Origin of the sequence: Amycolatopsis japonica, assembly GCF_000732925.1 — a bacterium.
GTDB classification, from domain to species: domain Bacteria; phylum Actinomycetota; class Actinomycetes; order Mycobacteriales; family Pseudonocardiaceae; genus Amycolatopsis; species Amycolatopsis japonica.
Map to the genome: position 1 here is coordinate 4378156 of NZ_CP008953.1, position 13621 is coordinate 4391776.

At 68.4% G+C, this 13621-nt stretch carries 17 protein-coding genes; 7 read left to right on the forward strand and 10 right to left on the reverse strand.

Going from position 1 to position 13621, the window contains the following annotated elements; translation table 11 throughout:
• Positions 1 to 319: 319 nt before the first annotated feature.
• Positions 320 to 586 (forward strand): HNH endonuclease, encoded by a 267-nt coding sequence (locus AJAP_RS45340; protein ID WP_073842771.1) that lies wholly within the window; start codon positions 320 to 322, stop codon positions 584 to 586.
• Between the two features lie 231 nt (positions 587 to 817).
• On the opposite strand, the gene AJAP_RS43670 is transcribed toward AJAP_RS45340, so the two are convergent.
• Both AJAP_RS43670 and AJAP_RS43675 read right to left on the reverse strand, forming a co-directional pair.
• Positions 818 to 1183, reverse strand: a complete 366-nt coding sequence (locus AJAP_RS43670) for a hypothetical protein (RefSeq protein ID WP_148311535.1) — start codon at positions 1181 to 1183, stop codon at positions 818 to 820.
• Positions 1184 to 1357: 174 nt separating this feature from the next.
• The gene (locus AJAP_RS43675) at positions 1358 to 1804 is read right to left on the reverse strand and encodes a hypothetical protein (RefSeq protein ID WP_148311536.1); all 447 of its coding nucleotides are present in this window, start codon (positions 1802 to 1804) and stop codon (positions 1358 to 1360) included.
• A gap of 467 nt (positions 1805 to 2271) precedes the next feature.
• On the opposite strand from AJAP_RS43675, the gene AJAP_RS20425 reads away from it, so the two are divergent.
• Genes AJAP_RS20425 through AJAP_RS42525 form a run of 3 tightly spaced genes read left to right on the forward strand, consistent with a single transcriptional unit; the run spans position 2272 to position 3489 of the window.
• Complete coding sequence (locus tag AJAP_RS20425) at positions 2272 to 2517, forward strand: Mom family adenine methylcarbamoylation protein (RefSeq protein WP_073842767.1); 246 nt, start codon at positions 2272 to 2274, stop codon at positions 2515 to 2517.
• Positions 2495 to 2788 (forward strand): Mom family adenine methylcarbamoylation protein, encoded by a 294-nt coding sequence (locus AJAP_RS20430; protein ID WP_038514133.1) that lies wholly within the window; start codon positions 2495 to 2497, stop codon positions 2786 to 2788. The genes AJAP_RS20425 and AJAP_RS20430 overlap by 23 nt, the downstream gene beginning before the upstream one ends.
• On the forward strand, positions 2785 to 3489 hold the full coding sequence (locus AJAP_RS42525) for a VG15 protein (RefSeq protein ID WP_051972528.1): 705 nt from the start codon (positions 2785 to 2787) through the stop codon (positions 3487 to 3489). Before AJAP_RS20430 ends, AJAP_RS42525 begins: the two co-directional genes overlap by 4 nt.
• 263 nt (positions 3490 to 3752) lie before the next feature.
• Here AJAP_RS42525 and AJAP_RS20440 read toward each other — a convergent pair whose 3' ends face one another.
• Positions 3753 to 4778: an LLM class F420-dependent oxidoreductase gene (locus tag AJAP_RS20440; protein WP_038514136.1), complete on the reverse strand. Its 1026-nt coding sequence runs from the start codon at positions 4776 to 4778 to the stop codon at positions 3753 to 3755.
• A 12-nt stretch (positions 4779 to 4790) separates the two neighbouring features.
• Entirely contained in the window at positions 4791 to 5711 is a 921-nt protein-coding gene (locus AJAP_RS20445; RefSeq protein ID WP_038514138.1) for an oxygenase MpaB family protein, read from the reverse strand.
• Positions 5712 to 5801: 90 nt separating this feature from the next.
• Here AJAP_RS20445 and AJAP_RS20450 point away from each other — a divergent pair, with 90 nt between their 5' ends.
• Positions 5802 to 6395 (forward strand): TetR/AcrR family transcriptional regulator, encoded by a 594-nt coding sequence (locus AJAP_RS20450; protein ID WP_016334041.1) that lies wholly within the window; start codon positions 5802 to 5804, stop codon positions 6393 to 6395.
• Here the strand turns inward: AJAP_RS20450 and dmpG are convergent.
• Entirely contained in the window at positions 6386 to 7420 is a 1035-nt protein-coding gene (gene dmpG / locus AJAP_RS20455; RefSeq protein WP_038514143.1) for a 4-hydroxy-2-oxovalerate aldolase, read from the reverse strand. The two genes, AJAP_RS20450 and dmpG, sit on opposite strands and share 10 nt — an antisense overlap.
• Positions 7417 to 8319, reverse strand: a complete 903-nt coding sequence (locus AJAP_RS20460) for an acetaldehyde dehydrogenase (acetylating) (protein ID WP_038514145.1) — start codon at positions 8317 to 8319, stop codon at positions 7417 to 7419. The genes dmpG and AJAP_RS20460 overlap by 4 nt, the downstream gene beginning before the upstream one ends.
• Before the next feature lie 41 nt (positions 8320 to 8360).
• Here AJAP_RS20460 and AJAP_RS20465 point away from each other — a divergent pair, with 41 nt between their 5' ends.
• Entirely contained in the window at positions 8361 to 9128 is a 768-nt protein-coding gene (locus tag AJAP_RS20465; protein WP_037337219.1) for an IclR family transcriptional regulator, read from the forward strand.
• A gap of 5 nt (positions 9129 to 9133) precedes the next feature.
• Here AJAP_RS20465 and AJAP_RS20470 read toward each other — a convergent pair whose 3' ends face one another.
• The 3 genes from AJAP_RS20470 to AJAP_RS20480 form a co-directional block, all read right to left on the reverse strand.
• Entirely contained in the window at positions 9134 to 10237 is a 1104-nt protein-coding gene (locus tag AJAP_RS20470) for an LLM class flavin-dependent oxidoreductase (protein WP_038514148.1), read from the reverse strand.
• Between the two features lie 90 nt (positions 10238 to 10327).
• Complete coding sequence (locus AJAP_RS20475) at positions 10328 to 11038, reverse strand: MBL fold metallo-hydrolase (RefSeq protein WP_038514150.1); 711 nt, start codon at positions 11036 to 11038, stop codon at positions 10328 to 10330.
• An 18-nt stretch (positions 11039 to 11056) separates the two neighbouring features.
• Entirely contained in the window at positions 11057 to 11581 is a 525-nt protein-coding gene (locus AJAP_RS20480; RefSeq protein WP_038514152.1) for a DinB family protein, read from the reverse strand.
• A 162-nt stretch (positions 11582 to 11743) separates the two neighbouring features.
• Here AJAP_RS20480 and AJAP_RS20485 point away from each other — a divergent pair, with 162 nt between their 5' ends.
• Entirely contained in the window at positions 11744 to 12595 is an 852-nt protein-coding gene (locus AJAP_RS20485) for a DMT family transporter (protein WP_038514155.1), read from the forward strand.
• On the opposite strand, the gene AJAP_RS20490 is transcribed toward AJAP_RS20485, so the two are convergent.
• Positions 12576 to 13613, reverse strand: coding sequence for a FecCD family ABC transporter permease (locus AJAP_RS20490; protein ID WP_051972529.1), 1038 nt, complete (start codon positions 13611 to 13613; stop codon positions 12576 to 12578). The two genes, AJAP_RS20485 and AJAP_RS20490, sit on opposite strands and share 20 nt — an antisense overlap.
• Between the last annotated feature and the right edge of the window lie 8 nt (positions 13614 to 13621).

A 13621-nucleotide genomic window follows, 5' to 3' on the forward strand; every position in this document is an offset into this window, starting at 1 on the left:
GTCGCACCTCCCGGCCACGAACATGAACCGACTTCATGTTCGTGGCCGGGACGCTACGTGATGGGCCTCACTGCCGCAACCCCACGAAAGGCGCGACCCGCCACGCCACCGCCGCACTCGCTTTGAAGTACATGAAGGCCCCCTTCCTTGCGCTAGACGCAAGGAAGGGGGCCTTCATGTACTTGGGGAAGGCGTGAAGGTCCCTCGGCTGCGCCACGGTTCCGCCTCGACAGCGACAGAGCCCCGGTTACACCCTCCCCCTCATGTAGCCGGGGCTCTGTCGTGCCTCGCCCCCGTACCGACAGGACGGGGCTTTCTCATGTCCGCATGGTCTGGCAGCGATCGCGCCGCCCGTCTCCCACGCACCTGGCCCACGATCCGGCGCCGTGTCCTTCGATGTGATCCGACGTGCCGCGTGTGCTGGTCCGCGCCGGCAACCGAGGTCGATCACATCGTGCCCGGCGACGACCACCGCGAGACCAACCTGCAAGGCATCTGCTCACCGTGTCATGCGAGCAAGAGCGGACGGGAAGGCGGACGCGCTGCCCGTCCGCGCGCCGACCACCCGAACCGCATCCCGGTCTGATCGAAAGGTGACCACATGCGCGTGAAGCTGTTGCGGCGGACGGCGTTCGCCACGTACTGCCCCTGGAAGGGGGTGACCCCCGCGCCACGGCCGCCGCACACCGGTTAGGCACAGCACCTCGCGGTGTGTACGAAACTCGGGCGATTTCGGCACCGCCCAGATGCCGGCCGCAGGGCCTCCTGTTGTGGCGCACGCGCCACGAACCTTTGACCCGGCCTGGAGGGCGGAACGTCACTTTATGGTGAACGTGCGGCTGTAGTTCACGTTGAGCTCAGCGGACTCGATTTTCAGCACGTGATCACCGGGGACGGCATCGGCGTTTGCTACTAGGGACGTAATGAGCGGGTCTGATCCACTGGCGACTCCATACGTCAACGGGACGATGGTTCCTTGCGGACCCTCTACGGAAACGCTGAATAGCTCAGGAAACTGGGAATTGAGTGCGAGGGGGCGACTGCCGAGCCCCTTGCTCGGCTGCTTCTCGACAATCAACGTGATGTGAAGAAAGTTCTCACTTGAGGACAGACCGCCATGCCAGGTGTGCACGCCTTCCGAGCGTGCAACAGTCTCGGCAGGGACCAGGCTCAATGTAGTCATAACTCATGGTATCCAGCTCGCGTCAGGTCCGCATCCGGCGTCGACCCCGTTGAAATCCCAGCCTGGAAGGGGGAGGGTTGGCGAGTCGACGCCGGGACGAACGTCGACCTAGCCGATAAAGGTGCAGCCCACTGTCACAGCGGTTCCCGAGCGGGAGAAACCTTCGCCTCGAAGTTAGCCTTCGCCGTATGGCGTCCACGCACTGTTATTGTTATTCGAGCACAGGAACGAATTTCCCAGCACTGTCGGCTGCTGAGACACCCCAGCTCCACTGACCGAACCCGCCTCATCGAGGTATCCTGCGGGGTCAGTGGTGAAAATCTTGGCCCTGACAGTGTACTCGACCGGCTCTGTGCAGAATGCTTTGAAGCCGTAATGAACGGCTGTTGCGGTGCCAATGGCTACAATCGACGGCTGGATAAATGTCATATGACAGACCCCGGCCTCATCTGTCGATCCAGATTTTTTGAATTGGATATCCCACGTATCGACGCCGGTCTGTTCAACTCCTGGAGAACCAGGAGACAGGTCCAATTTCGGCATTCCCGACGAGACTGAGACGCCGGTCGTGAACGCCGCAGCCGCGCCCAGCGTGAGTGCAAGAACACCAGTACGCAGCAAGAATCGCGACAATCTAGACATCTGAAATCCACCCCTCTTGGCAGAAAGTTGTGAACAACTTTCCAACCCTCCCAAATTCAAGGTAGTCGCCAACGCGGTTTCGGGTCGATACGCCAGTCGAGTGATCTTGAAACGACGGATCGTGCCTGGTGAGACCGCTTGGACCTCCGGCTCCTGGCCGCAACGCTCTGCGTCGAAGGTCGTGCACGGCCAAGGAAGGCGGTGCCGCCCAGTGAATCTGTTGTCCTGCACTCAACGAAAGAAGGCCGCGCCTGAACCCGACTTCCGTCCGAGCACTGTCGTCCCTCGGCTCGACCAGCTCTCCGCCCGCACCGTTGCCCGACGACAGCGTGACGCGACCGCTGCCGGGCGGACCACACGCTGACCCGTCCGTCCCGCTGCCGGTCGCGCCGTGCCACTGGTCCGCCGCGCAGTACGCCGTCCTGCGCTGGCACTAATCGCAGAAGATGCCGAGAAGCAAGCTCGCGCCGTTCGGGATCTGGGAACACGGAGAGTTCGTCGGCGTGATCATCTTCGGCCGCAGCGCCGCCGCTGCCAGGGCGGCGGTGGCGCTCCGGCAGCATGAGCACCCGGTCACGCAGATTCTCGCCGCCAGCCTCCGTCAGCTCCGCGCCGCCTGTCCTGGCCTTCGGCTGATCGTGTCCTATGCCGACACAGCCCAGGGGCACCATGGCGGGCTATCAGGCCGGTAACTGGACCTGCATCGGCACGACCGCGCCCACCAACGCCTCCTATGTCGTGCACGGGCAGCTCGTGCACGGCCCCACCCTGCGACACATGGCCGTGCACCGCCCAGCAGGGGAAACCGCGGAAGCCTTCGTGCGCCGCACCATCGACCCCGGCGTCACGCGGGTGATCGAGCGCACGGTGAAACACCGCTACCTCTACCCGCTCAACCGCTCGACCCGCCGCCAGGTCACCGCACTGGCGAAGCCCTACCCCGAGAGGGAACCTGCCGAATGACACCGAGGACCAACTCCGACCAGATCCCCGGCAGCGTCGGCCTGCTTACACCTCCGGAGAAAGACCGCTACCGGGAACGCTTCGCCGTCCTGGTCGAATGCGCCGACGCGACCACCCAGGCCGCCGAGTCCTACCGCGCCGCGCGAATCAAGGCGCTGTTCAACGCCACCGACGACCAGGCCACCCGGTTCGAGCTCGAGGTCGAGGACGACCGGTGGCGCGAACGGGTACTGACTTCGCTTCCAGTCACCAGTACTCGTACCGTCGCCCGGCTCGTCGGTGCCGGTCTCGACCTCGTCCGTATCCTGAACCAGACCGGTCCAGGAGTCGCGGCGGCCTCGGTCCGGCACACTCTCGCCGCCGGGCGGTCCCGCGTGGAACGGGCGACCGCCGCCGATCCGGCCGCGCGCGGATGGCTGCGGGTCACCGACGGCGACCCGTGTTGGTGGTGCGCGATGCTCGCCAGTCGCGGAGCCGTGTACCTATCCCGAGAATCCGCCAGTACTCGAGGTGGCACCGAGGACGAGTGCCACGACGGCTGCGGCTGCCAACCAGAGCCGTTCTTCCACATGCCCGTGATCCCGGACACCACACGCGAGTTCGCCGCCCTGTGGACCGACTCCACACAAGGGCTGTCCGGCAAGGACGCCCGCCTCGCGTTCCGCCGTGCCTACGAAGCGCGCCGCGCGAACGCCTCCTGACCGGCCGCCCGCCCGGATTCCGAGGACAGCCCCCTGACTGCTTCCTGTCCCACCGCGGAAACCGGGCCGGCAGGCCATCTCACCTCGCTCAACACCAGCACGGAGGACCGCTTGACCGATACCACCACCGGCACCCCGACCGCCGACGACACGGTCGCCACCGCACCCGAGGCGGCGGCACCGCCGCCCGCCCCAGGCCGGCTGCGGCGGCCGAGAAGCCCACGGAGCAGTAGGTGCCTTGCCACTCACGAGGCCGGGAGCGGCTACCCGACGGTTTCGGCAACCTTTGTGAGCGTCGCGGCATCCCCGCGCAGCAGCAGCGTGGTCACCACGGTCTCCTCCCACGCCGCGAGTTCGTCGCGGATCTTCTCCGCCGGCCCGATCAGCGACGTGTCCTCGACCAGTGAAGTCGGGATCGCGGCCGTCGCCTCGTCCTTGCGCCCGGCCAGATACAGCTCCTGGACCTTGTCGGCGACGTCCTCGTATCCCATCCGCGCGAAGACGTCATGGTGGAAGTTGACCGATTTCGCGCCCATACCGCCGATGTAGAGCGCGAGCGACGGTTTGATCCAGCTCGCGGCCTCTTCGACGTCGTCGTGGACGAGCACCGGAACGGACGCGGCGACCTCGAAATCGTCGAAGCCGCGCCGGGCGCCGGGCCGCGAGAAGCCCTCCTCCAAAGCCGTCCGATAGAAGGCATCGCTTTTGGGCGAGAAGAACAACGGGAGCCAGCCGTCGCAGATCTCCGCCGACAGCGCCACGTTCTTGGGCCCCTCCGCGGCGAGGAAGATCGGGATCTCCTTGCGGAACGGGTGCACTGTGGACTTCAGCGGTTTGCCGAGCCCGGTGCCACCCTGAAGCGGCAACTGGAAATGCTGCCCGTCATGGGTCACCGGCGCCTCGCGCGCCACGACCTTCCGCACGATGTCGACGTACTCACGGGTGCGCGCGAGCGGCTTCGGATACGGCTGCCCGTACCAGCCTTCCACCACCTGCGGCCCCGACGCGCCGAGCCCGAGCACGAACCGGCCGCCGGACAGATGGTCCAGCGTCAGCGCGTGCATGGCGGTGGCGGTCGGGGTGCGCGCCGACATCTGGACGATGTTGGTGCCGAGCTTGATCCGGCTGGTCGACGCGCCCCACCAGGCGAGCGGGGTGAACGCGTCCGAGCCGTAACCCTCGGCGGTCCACACCGAATCGAAACCGAGTTCTTCGGCCCGCAGGATCGCGTCCAGCGCCCCCTCCGGCGGGCCGGAGGACCAGTAACCGAGGTGGTAACCAAGCTTCATCGAGGCTCCTCGTCAGACGTTCGGTGAGTAGTGCTCGGGTTTGCCCCGCTCCGAAAGCGGCGGAAGGTTCCTCGCGGGAGTCTCGACCAACGGCGCGTCCGGGGCCAGTTCGCCACGCTCGCGGCGCCAGCCGGCCCTCGCCCGCGGGTGGTAGCGGCGATCGCGCGGGACCAACCTGAACGCCGCGTTGATCAGCTTCCCCACCCGGCGGTGCCGTCGCTCGTCGCGTTCGGTCCAGGTGTAACCGAGCCGCTCACGGATCGGCGGGTCGTACAGGCCGATCGTCAGCCAGACGAAGTTCCGCGCCACCTGCCCGCGCACGAGGTTCCACGCGAAATCCGGCAGCCAGGGCAGGAAATGCGGTTTCGCGATGTCCTGGATCTCGAGGACGTCGCGCGTGGCCTTGTTGTCCTCCAGCACGTCCTCGCACATGCGCTTCCAGTACAGCTGGAAGTCCTCCCACGACTCCGGCACCGGGCGCATGCTCATCCCGTACATCTCGTACCACTGCACGTGCTCTTCGAACAGTTTCCGCTTCTCGGCCTCGCCGATGCCGCCGCAGAAGTTGTCGGCGATGAGGATCGCGCTCACGAAGAACGTCGAATGCGCCCAGTAGAACGTGTCCGGGTTGAGCGCGTGATAGCGCCGCCCGTGTTTGTCGACGCCCTTGATCCGATCGTGGTAACCCCGCACCTCCAGCGCGGTCTGCCGCGCCCGCGGGCCGTCGTAGATCACTCCCCCGATCGGGTAGAGCGAGCGGAACAGCCGCTGCCAGCGCTCCTCGAAGAACCGCGAGTGCTCTTCGACGCCCGCGCCCAGCTCGGGGTGCATGTTCTGCATGGATCCGGCCCAGAGCGCGATGAGCAGCCCGCGCCAGTCGCCGAAGTACTTCCAGGTCAGCGAATCCGGTCCCAGCGGCCGTGGCTGCGTCATCCCCGGTCTCCTCAATGAGCTGGTTAAATTGACCACAACTGTTGTCAGGTTAAAGTTGACAACGGCCGTAGTCAACAAGAGGAGCCGATCATGGCCGGCCGCAGCTGGGCAGGCACGACCCTGGACGACCGCAAGGCCGCGAGGCGGGGACAGCTCGTCGACGCGGGCCTCGACCTGCTCGGCACCCAGGGCAGCGCGGGGGTGAGCGTCCGCGCGGTGTGCCGCCACGCCAAGCTGACCGAGCGGTACTTCTACGAGAGCTTCACCGACCGCGAAGAACTGGTCGTCGCGGTCTACGAGCACATCGGCGAGCAGGCCCGGCAAGCGCTGGTCGACGCGGTGAGCGACACGGCCGAACCCGCCGAACGGGCGAAGGCGGCCGTCCGCGCCTTCGTCGAGTTGATGCTCGACGACCCGCGCAAGGGCCGGGTGCTCCTGCTCGCGCCGATCACCGATCCCGCGCTGACGACGCGCGGGATCGCGCTCCTCCCCTCGTTCGCCGAACTGGTCAGCGGGCAGCTGTCCCACGGTGACGCGGCCGAGCGGCAGATGACCTCGATCGGGCTGGTGGGCGCGCTGAGCAACGTGTTCATCGCCTACCTCGACGGCTCGCTCAAGGTGAGCCGCGAGCGCCTGATCGAGCATTGCGTCCGCCTCGTGCTCGGCGCCGACCGTCAACCCTGACCGCGTTCGGCGACCAGTTGCAGGGCGATGTCGATGATCATGTCCTCCTGCCCGCCCACGTACTTCGCGGCGCCTACGCGGTAGAGGATCTCGTGCGCCGGGACGTCGTAGCGCTCCGCGGCGCGCTCGGCGTGCAGAAGGAAACTCGAGTACACCCCGGCGAAGCCTTGCACGATCGACGACCGGTCCATCACCGGCAACCGCGTGATGTAGGGCTTCACGACGTTCTCGGCCGCGTCCATCAGCACGTCCTTGTCGACGCCCGTGCGGATCCCGAGTTTCTCGAAGGTCGCCGCGAGGACCTCGGTCGGCGAGTTGCCCGCGCCCGCTCCGAGCGCCACGAGCGAACCGTCGATCTGCCGCGCGCCCGCGCGATAGGCGAGCACCGAGTTCGCGACGCCGAAGCTCAGGTTCTGGTGCCCGTGGTAGCCGACCTGCGCCTCGTCCCCGAATTCCGCGACCAGCGCGGCGACTCGTTCGCCCGCGTCCTCCAGGATCAGCGCCCCGGCGGAGTCGACGACGTACACGCACTGGCACCCGGCGTCGACCATGATCCGGCCCTGTTTCGCCAGCGCCTCGGGCGTGGACATATGGGACAGCATCAGGAAACCGACCGTTTCCAGCCCGAGCTCGCGCGCCGCGCCGAAATGCTGGACGGAGACGTCGGCCTCGGTGCAGTGGGTCGCGATCCGGACCGCGCCGGCACCGAGGTCCGCGGCCACCCGCAGGTCGCCGACCGTGCCGAGTCCCGGTAGCAACAGCACCGCGATCTTCGCCTGCCGTGCTTCGTCGACTGCCGCCTCGATCAGCTTCCGTTCGTCCACAAGGGAAAAGCCGTAGTTGAACGTCGAGCCGCCGAGCCCGTCGCCGTGGCTCACCTCGATCAGCGATACCCCCGCGTCATCGAGCGCCCGGACGGTGTCGCGCACGTTCTTCTCGGTGAACTGGTGCGCCATCGCGTGGCTGCCGTCGCGCAGGCTGGTGTCGACCAGCCGGACCTCATGGTTCACGTCGTCCCAGCTCATGCCGCCACCTCCTGAGTGGCCAGAAGGTCACCGACACGGGCGGCCGCGGCCGTCATGATGTCGAGATTCCCGGCGTATTTCGGCAGGAAGTCCCCGTTCCCGGCGACCTCCAGGAAAACCGCGACCCGCGCCTGCCCGCTCCAGCCCGGCCGGGGTGGGTCGTACTGCGGATCCGCTTTGAGCGTGTAGCCCGGCACGTAACCCTGGACGGTTTCGACCATCCGGTGGATGGATTCGCTCACCGCGTCGAAGTCCGCGTCCGGGTCGATCGCGCAGAACACCGTGTCGCGCATGATCATCGGCGGTTCGACCGGGTTGATGATGATGATCGCCTTGCCGCGGCTCGCTCCCCCGACGAGTTCGATCCCGCGCGCCGTCGTCGCGGTGAACTCGTCGATGTTCGCGCGCGTGCCCGGCCCGGCCGAACGCGACGAGACGGACGCGACGATCTCGGCGTAGGGCACCGGCGTCACTCGCGACACCGCGTGCACGATCGGGATCGTGGCCTGGCCGCCGCAGGTGATGAGGTTGACGTTGGGCACGTCGAGCCGTTCGGGCAGGCCGACCGCGGGGCAGGTGAACGGGCCGACCGCGGCCGGGGTCAGGTCGATCGCGCGGATCCCGGCGGTGGCGTACCGCGGCGCGTTCGCCAGATGCGCTTTCGCCGAGGTCGCCTCGAAGACCAGGTCCGGCAGCTCGTCCCGCGAAAGCAGCCAGTCGACACCACCGGCGGAGGTCTCCAACCCGAGCTCCGCGGCCTTCGCCAGCCCGTCCGAATCCGGGTCCACGCCGACCATGTACCGCACCTCGACGTGCTCGCTGCGCCTCAGCTTCGCGAGCAGGTCGGTGCCGATGTTCCCGGGACCGACGATCGCGGCCACCGCTTTCCGTTGCGCCATGCCAGGTGACGCTCCCTGAGCGGATAGGGCACACTCAACCCATGCGTGCCGCTGGGCGGAACGACGACACCGAACGAACCGGAGCGGACGGCCTCGTCGCCGCCCGGATCTCCGCGCTGCTCTCAGCCTTCCGGCCCGGCGACGACGCGCTCGGCGTCTCCGAGCTGGCACGGCGGACCGGGCTGGCGAAGTCGACCGTCCACCGGCTCACCGGACATCTGGTCGCGACCGGTCTGCTCGAACGCGAGGGCGCGGCGTTGCGGCTCGGGCTCAAGCTGTTCGAGATCGGCCAGCTGGCGGTCCGGCGGCGTGGACTGGTCGAGGCGGCGCGGCCGTATCTCGCCGATCTGCGCGAGGCGACCCGCAACACCGTGCACCTCGCCGTGCTGGAAGGCACCGAGGTGGTCTATCTCGACATCCTGCGGGGGCCCGACGCTCCATCGCTGCCGTCCCGGATCGGTGGCCGGTTCCCCGCGCACGCCACCGGCGTCGGCAAGGCGATCCTCGCCTTCTCGCCGGAATCCGTGGTGACACAGGTGATCGACGCCGGCTTGCCCCGCGTCAGCGTGCGGACGATCACCGCCGCCGGTCTGCTGCGCCGTCAGCTCGCCAAGATCCACGGCGAGGGGATCGCGTTCGAGCGGGAGGAGTCCGGCGTCGGCGTCGTCTGCGCCGCGAGCCCGCTGCTCGACGCGCACGGTGTCGCGGTGGCGGCGTTGTCGATCTCCGGCTGGGCGAATCGCATGCACACCAACCGCGTCGCGCCGGCGGTCCGGACCGCGGCTTTGGCTCTTTCTCGCACCCTGTAAGGGCTTTACGCGACGAGCCCGCGGCGGACCAGTTCCGGACGCACGCCTTCGCCGAACCAGTACGCCTCTTCCAGATGCGGATATCCGGAAAGGACGAACTCCTCGATGCCGTGCGCGTGGTACTCCTCGATGAGGTCGGCCACCTCGCGGTGGCTGCCGACGAGCGCGGTGCCCGCTCCGCCGCGGACCAGGCCGATCCCGGCCCACAGGTTGGGGTACACCTCCAGACCGCGGACGCCGCCGTCGGTCTTCCCGCCGTGCAGCGCGGCCATTCGTCGCTGGCCGACGGATTCGCTGGCGGACAACTGCTTCTGGGTGTGGGCGATCCGCTCCGGGTCGATCGCGTCCAGCAGTTTTCCCGCCTCCGCCCAGGCTTCCGCCGACGTGTCACGGGAAAGCGTGTGCAGCCGGATGCCGAAGCGGATCTTGCGGCCCTGCTCCTCGGCGAGTTCGCGGACCTTGGCGATCTTCTCGGCGACCTGCGCGGGCGGCTCGCCCCAGGTCAGGTAGACGTCGGCGTGGCTCGCCGCGACCGGCAGCGCCGCCGCGGACGACCCGCCGAAGTAGATCGGCGGGACCGGATCCGGCGCCGCGCGTGTGGTCGCACCCTCGACCTTGAGATGCTCGCCGTCGAAATCGAACGGCTTGCCACTCCACACTCCGCGCACGATCTCGAGGAACTCGCCGGTCCGGGCGTAGCGCCCGTCGTGGTCGTGCCAGTCGCCGAACCGGCGCTGCTCGACCGCGTCGCCGCCGGTGACGACGTTGAGCAGCACGCGCCCCTGGGAGATCCGCTGGAACGTCCCGGCCATCTGCGCGGCCAGTGTCGGCGAGATCGTCCCTGGCCGGAACGCGACGAGGAACTTGAGGCTGCGCGTCTCGCGGATCAGCGCGGCCGTCATCAGCCAGGCGTCCTCGCACCAGGTGCCGGTCGGCGTCAGCACGCCTTCGAAACCGTTGGCCTCGGCGGCGCGGGCGACCTGCGCGAGACAGTCCAGGCTCGGCTCACGCGCGGAGGACGCTCCGGCGGCGCGGCTGGCGTGGAAGTGCTCGACGATCGTCCGGCCGTCTCCGGTGGTGGGCAGGAACCAATGCAGCTTGAGCGTCACGGTTCCGAGCTTCGGCTTCCGGGGCGGGCCGGGTCAATCGGCGGGCTCCGCGTCCCGCGATCTGGACGCATTTAGTCCTCTGAATGCGCCTCAGCCGCCGAACATCAGCCGCCATTCGTCCAGCGACTTCGGCTGGAAGACGAAGTTCGTGTCCTTCACCCGGGACAGGTTCGCCGACGGCTCGGCGGAGTACTGGTGCCCCGGATAGACGACCGGATCGCCGTCCAGCCCGGCCAGCCACTGCAGGCTCCGGTAGATGGCTTCCGCGTCACCGCCCGGGAAATCGGTCCGGCCACAGCCTTCGAGGAACAACGTGTCCCCCGAGACGAGCTTCCCGTCGACCAGGAAGCACTGGCTGCCCGGGGTGTGGCCCGGCGTGTGCAGCAGCCGGATCGGCACCGCGCCGACCTCCACGACCTCGTCGTGCTCGTGCGAACGCAGGTCCGTGCCGGAGACGCCGGTGATGCGGCGGACCCACTCGGCTTCCGCGCCGTTGACGTGGATCGGCACCTGGACGCGCTCCAGCAGTTCCGCGATCCCCGGCAGCGAGAACCCCATCATCTCGCCGCCGACGTGGTCGGGGTGGTGATGCGTGGCGAGGACACCGGTCAGCCGCATGCCGTCGGCTTCCAGCAGGTCCAGCAGATCCCCGACGGCGTAAGCAGGGTCGACGATGACGGCCTCGTTCGTCTCCCGGTCGCCGATCAGATAGGCGAAGTTGACCATCTGCGTCGCGACGGGATCCCCCACCGCGAAGTCGCGGCCCGCGAGCAACTGCCGGAAGTACAGCCTGTCAGCCATGGCGCACACCTTACGGTGCTATTCGCCGGTGGTTCCGTCGGCCAGCTCCCGCAAGACGTCCAGATGCCCGACGTGGCGCGCGGTCTCCTGGAGGACGTGGGCGAGCACCCAGCGCACGGTGAACTTCCCCGACCTGCGCGCCCGGTCGTCCGGCGAGACACCCGCCAGCGACGACTCCGACAACGCCCACTCGGCGCGGTACGCCTCGACGACCGAGCGGGGATCGTCGTCCTCGGACAGATCCCAGCTCGGGTCCGGTGAGCCTTCCCACAGCGAAGGCAGGTCGGCACCGCCCGCCTCGATCGAAAGCCACCAGCGTTCCACCGCGGTCAGATGTTTGAGCAGCCCCAGCGCGCTCATCCGCGGCGACGACGGCAAGGGGGTCGCGGCCGCCTGGTCCCTGGTCAGCCCGGCGACCTTGTTGACCGCCGTCGCGCGGTGGAAACGCAGGAAGTCCCACTGGATCCCGGTTTCGTCCTCCGCGATCCCGTCCGGCCAGGCCCGCTCCACCGGCTCGGCGGGTCTCGAACTCGTGTTCGACATACGGGCACTGTACACATACGGCGAAGTCGCGTGATCAGACGGCGAACTCGCGTGATTGAGCGGCGATCTCGCGTGATTGAAGGCGGAACTCGATGATCCGCCTTCAATCACGTGAATTACGCGCCTGATCACGCGAGATCGCCACAGGGCTAGGCTCGTTTCATGTGGTGGGGATTGATTTGCGCGTTCTTCGCGGCCTGTGCCTACGGCGTCGCTTCGGTGATGCAGGCGATCGCCGCGAAGGCGACTTCGGGCGCCGAAGACCGAGTCGATCCCCGGTTGCTCGTGCGGGTGCTGCGGCAGTGGAAGTTCGTCGCGGGCCTGGCGCTGGACGTCATCGGGTTCGTCGCCCAGGTCGCCGCACTGCGCGTGCTGCCGCTCTTCGTGGTCCAGGCGGCGCTCGCCGGCAGTCTCGCGGTGACCGCGGTCGCCGCACGCACACTCGGCGTCCGGCTGGGCCGTCGCGAGTGGACGGCGGTCGCGGTCGTCTGCGCCGGGCTCGCGTTGCTCGGGATGTCGGCGGAGAGCGAGGGTTCGGAGCCGACCAGCCTGGGTTTCCGGCTCGTGCTGATCGGCGCGGTGGTCGTCCTCGGCACGGCCGGGATGTTCGCCGGCCGCGCGGCACGGCGCATCCGGACACCGGCGCTGGGCCTGATCGCCGGTCTGTGCTTCGGCGTCGTCGCGCTTTCCGGCCGCGCGCTCACCAGCCTCGCCCCGCTGGATCTGCTGACCGACCCGGCCACGTACACGCTGGGTGTGGCCGGCGCGCTGGCGATGTTGTTCTACGCCACCGCGTTGCAACGCGGCAGTGTCACCACCTCGACCGCGATGATGGTGATCGGCGAGACCGTCTTCCCGTCCCTGATCGGCGTGCTCGTCCTGGGCGACACCACGCGACCGGGTTTCGCGGCCGTGGCGGTCGTCGGCTTCGCGCTCGCGGTCTCCGCGGCGCTCGCGCTGGCCCGCTTCGGCGAGCCCGCGCCGATCGAGCCGGTCAGCGCGCAGCCCGGCTGACCCCGCGCCGGGAAACCAGCAGCCAGGCCAGGTACAGCCCGCCGATCGCCCCGGTCACCAGTCCGACGGGCAGTCCGGCCAAGAACTGCTGGGTGACCAGATCACTCGTCACCAGCAGCAGCATGCCCATCAGCGCTGCGGCGGCGAGCCCCGGACCCGAAGACCTGGTGAGCCGCTTCGCCAGCTGAGGCGCGGCGAGGGCCAGGAACGCGATCGGCCCGGCGGCCGCCGTCGCGATCGAACACAGTCCGACACTGACGCCGAGCAGCACGATCCGGCTCCGCTGGACCGGCACGCCGAGCCCCATGGCCGAATCGTCGCCCATCTCCAGCAGTGAAAGCCTTCTGCCGTAGACGAACCCGGGCGGCAGCAGGACGGCGATGGCGATCGCGACCGGGACGACGTGCTCCCAGCCGCGTCCGTTGAGCCCGCCGACCAGCCAGGCCTGCGCCGCGAGCCCGTCCTGCCAGGCGGCCCTGGTGATCAGGTAGGAGTTGAACGCGATGAGCATCGCGTTCACGCCGATGCCGACGAGGATCAGCCGGAAGGTGTGCACGCCGCCCTTCAGCGCGAGCAACGCGATCAACGCCGCCGTCGCGACGCCGCCGACCAGCGCGCCCAGCGAAACCTGGAGCATGCCGCCGTGCACCACGATGATCGTCAGCAGCGCCCCGGCCGCCGCGCCTTCGGTGAAGCCGATGAAATCGGGGCTGCCCAAGGGATTCCCGGACAGGCTCTGCAGGATCGCGCCGCTGACCGCGAGCGCGCCGCCGACCAGCAGCGCGGTCAGCAGCCGGGGCAGCCGCAGGGTGGTCACGATGAACTCGGTGGCCCGGTCTCCGAAACCGAACAGCGTCTGGATGACCTCGCCGACGGACAGCGGGTAGTCGCCGGTGGTCATGCTGACCGCGCCGACGAAGAACACGGCGACGGCCAGCAGCGTGACGACGATCGCCGCCCTCGGGGTGACGCGCAGGGAAAGCCCGCCGCCCGGGCTGCGCAGGACGCGGGTGCTCATCCGTGGGT

Coding starts and splice junctions, on each gene's coding strand:
- AJAP_RS20480 (WP_038514152.1), bottom strand. CDS start 11,581: ATGTCGAACACGAGTTCGAGACCCGCCGAGCCGGTGGAGCGGGCCTGG.
- dmpG (WP_038514143.1), bottom strand. CDS start 7,420: ATGAGCTGGGACGACGTGAACCATGAGGTCCGGCTGGTCGACACCAGC.
- AJAP_RS20465 (WP_037337219.1), top strand. CDS start 8,361: ATGCGTGCCGCTGGGCGGAACGACGACACCGAACGAACCGGAGCGGAC.
- AJAP_RS20430 (WP_038514133.1), top strand. CDS start 2,495: ATGGCGGGCTATCAGGCCGGTAACTGGACCTGCATCGGCACGACCGCG.
- AJAP_RS20445 (WP_038514138.1), bottom strand. CDS start 5,711: ATGACGCAGCCACGGCCGCTGGGACCGGATTCGCTGACCTGGAAGTAC.
- AJAP_RS20490 (WP_051972529.1), bottom strand. CDS start 13,613: ATGAGCACCCGCGTCCTGCGCAGCCCGGGCGGCGGGCTTTCCCTGCGC.
- AJAP_RS43670 (WP_148311535.1), bottom strand. CDS start 1,183: ATGACTACATTGAGCCTGGTCCCTGCCGAGACTGTTGCACGCTCGGAA.
- AJAP_RS20485 (WP_038514155.1), top strand. CDS start 11,744: ATGTGGTGGGGATTGATTTGCGCGTTCTTCGCGGCCTGTGCCTACGGC.
- AJAP_RS20440 (WP_038514136.1), bottom strand. CDS start 4,778: ATGAAGCTTGGTTACCACCTCGGTTACTGGTCCTCCGGCCCGCCGGAG.
- AJAP_RS20425 (WP_073842767.1), top strand. CDS start 2,272: ATGCCGAGAAGCAAGCTCGCGCCGTTCGGGATCTGGGAACACGGAGAG.
- AJAP_RS20450 (WP_016334041.1), top strand. CDS start 5,802: ATGGCCGGCCGCAGCTGGGCAGGCACGACCCTGGACGACCGCAAGGCC.
- AJAP_RS20475 (WP_038514150.1), bottom strand. CDS start 11,038: ATGGCTGACAGGCTGTACTTCCGGCAGTTGCTCGCGGGCCGCGACTTC.
- AJAP_RS42525 (WP_051972528.1), top strand. CDS start 2,785: ATGACACCGAGGACCAACTCCGACCAGATCCCCGGCAGCGTCGGCCTG.
- AJAP_RS20460 (WP_038514145.1), bottom strand. CDS start 8,319: ATGGCGCAACGGAAAGCGGTGGCCGCGATCGTCGGTCCCGGGAACATC.
- AJAP_RS45340 (WP_073842771.1), top strand. CDS start 320: ATGTCCGCATGGTCTGGCAGCGATCGCGCCGCCCGTCTCCCACGCACC.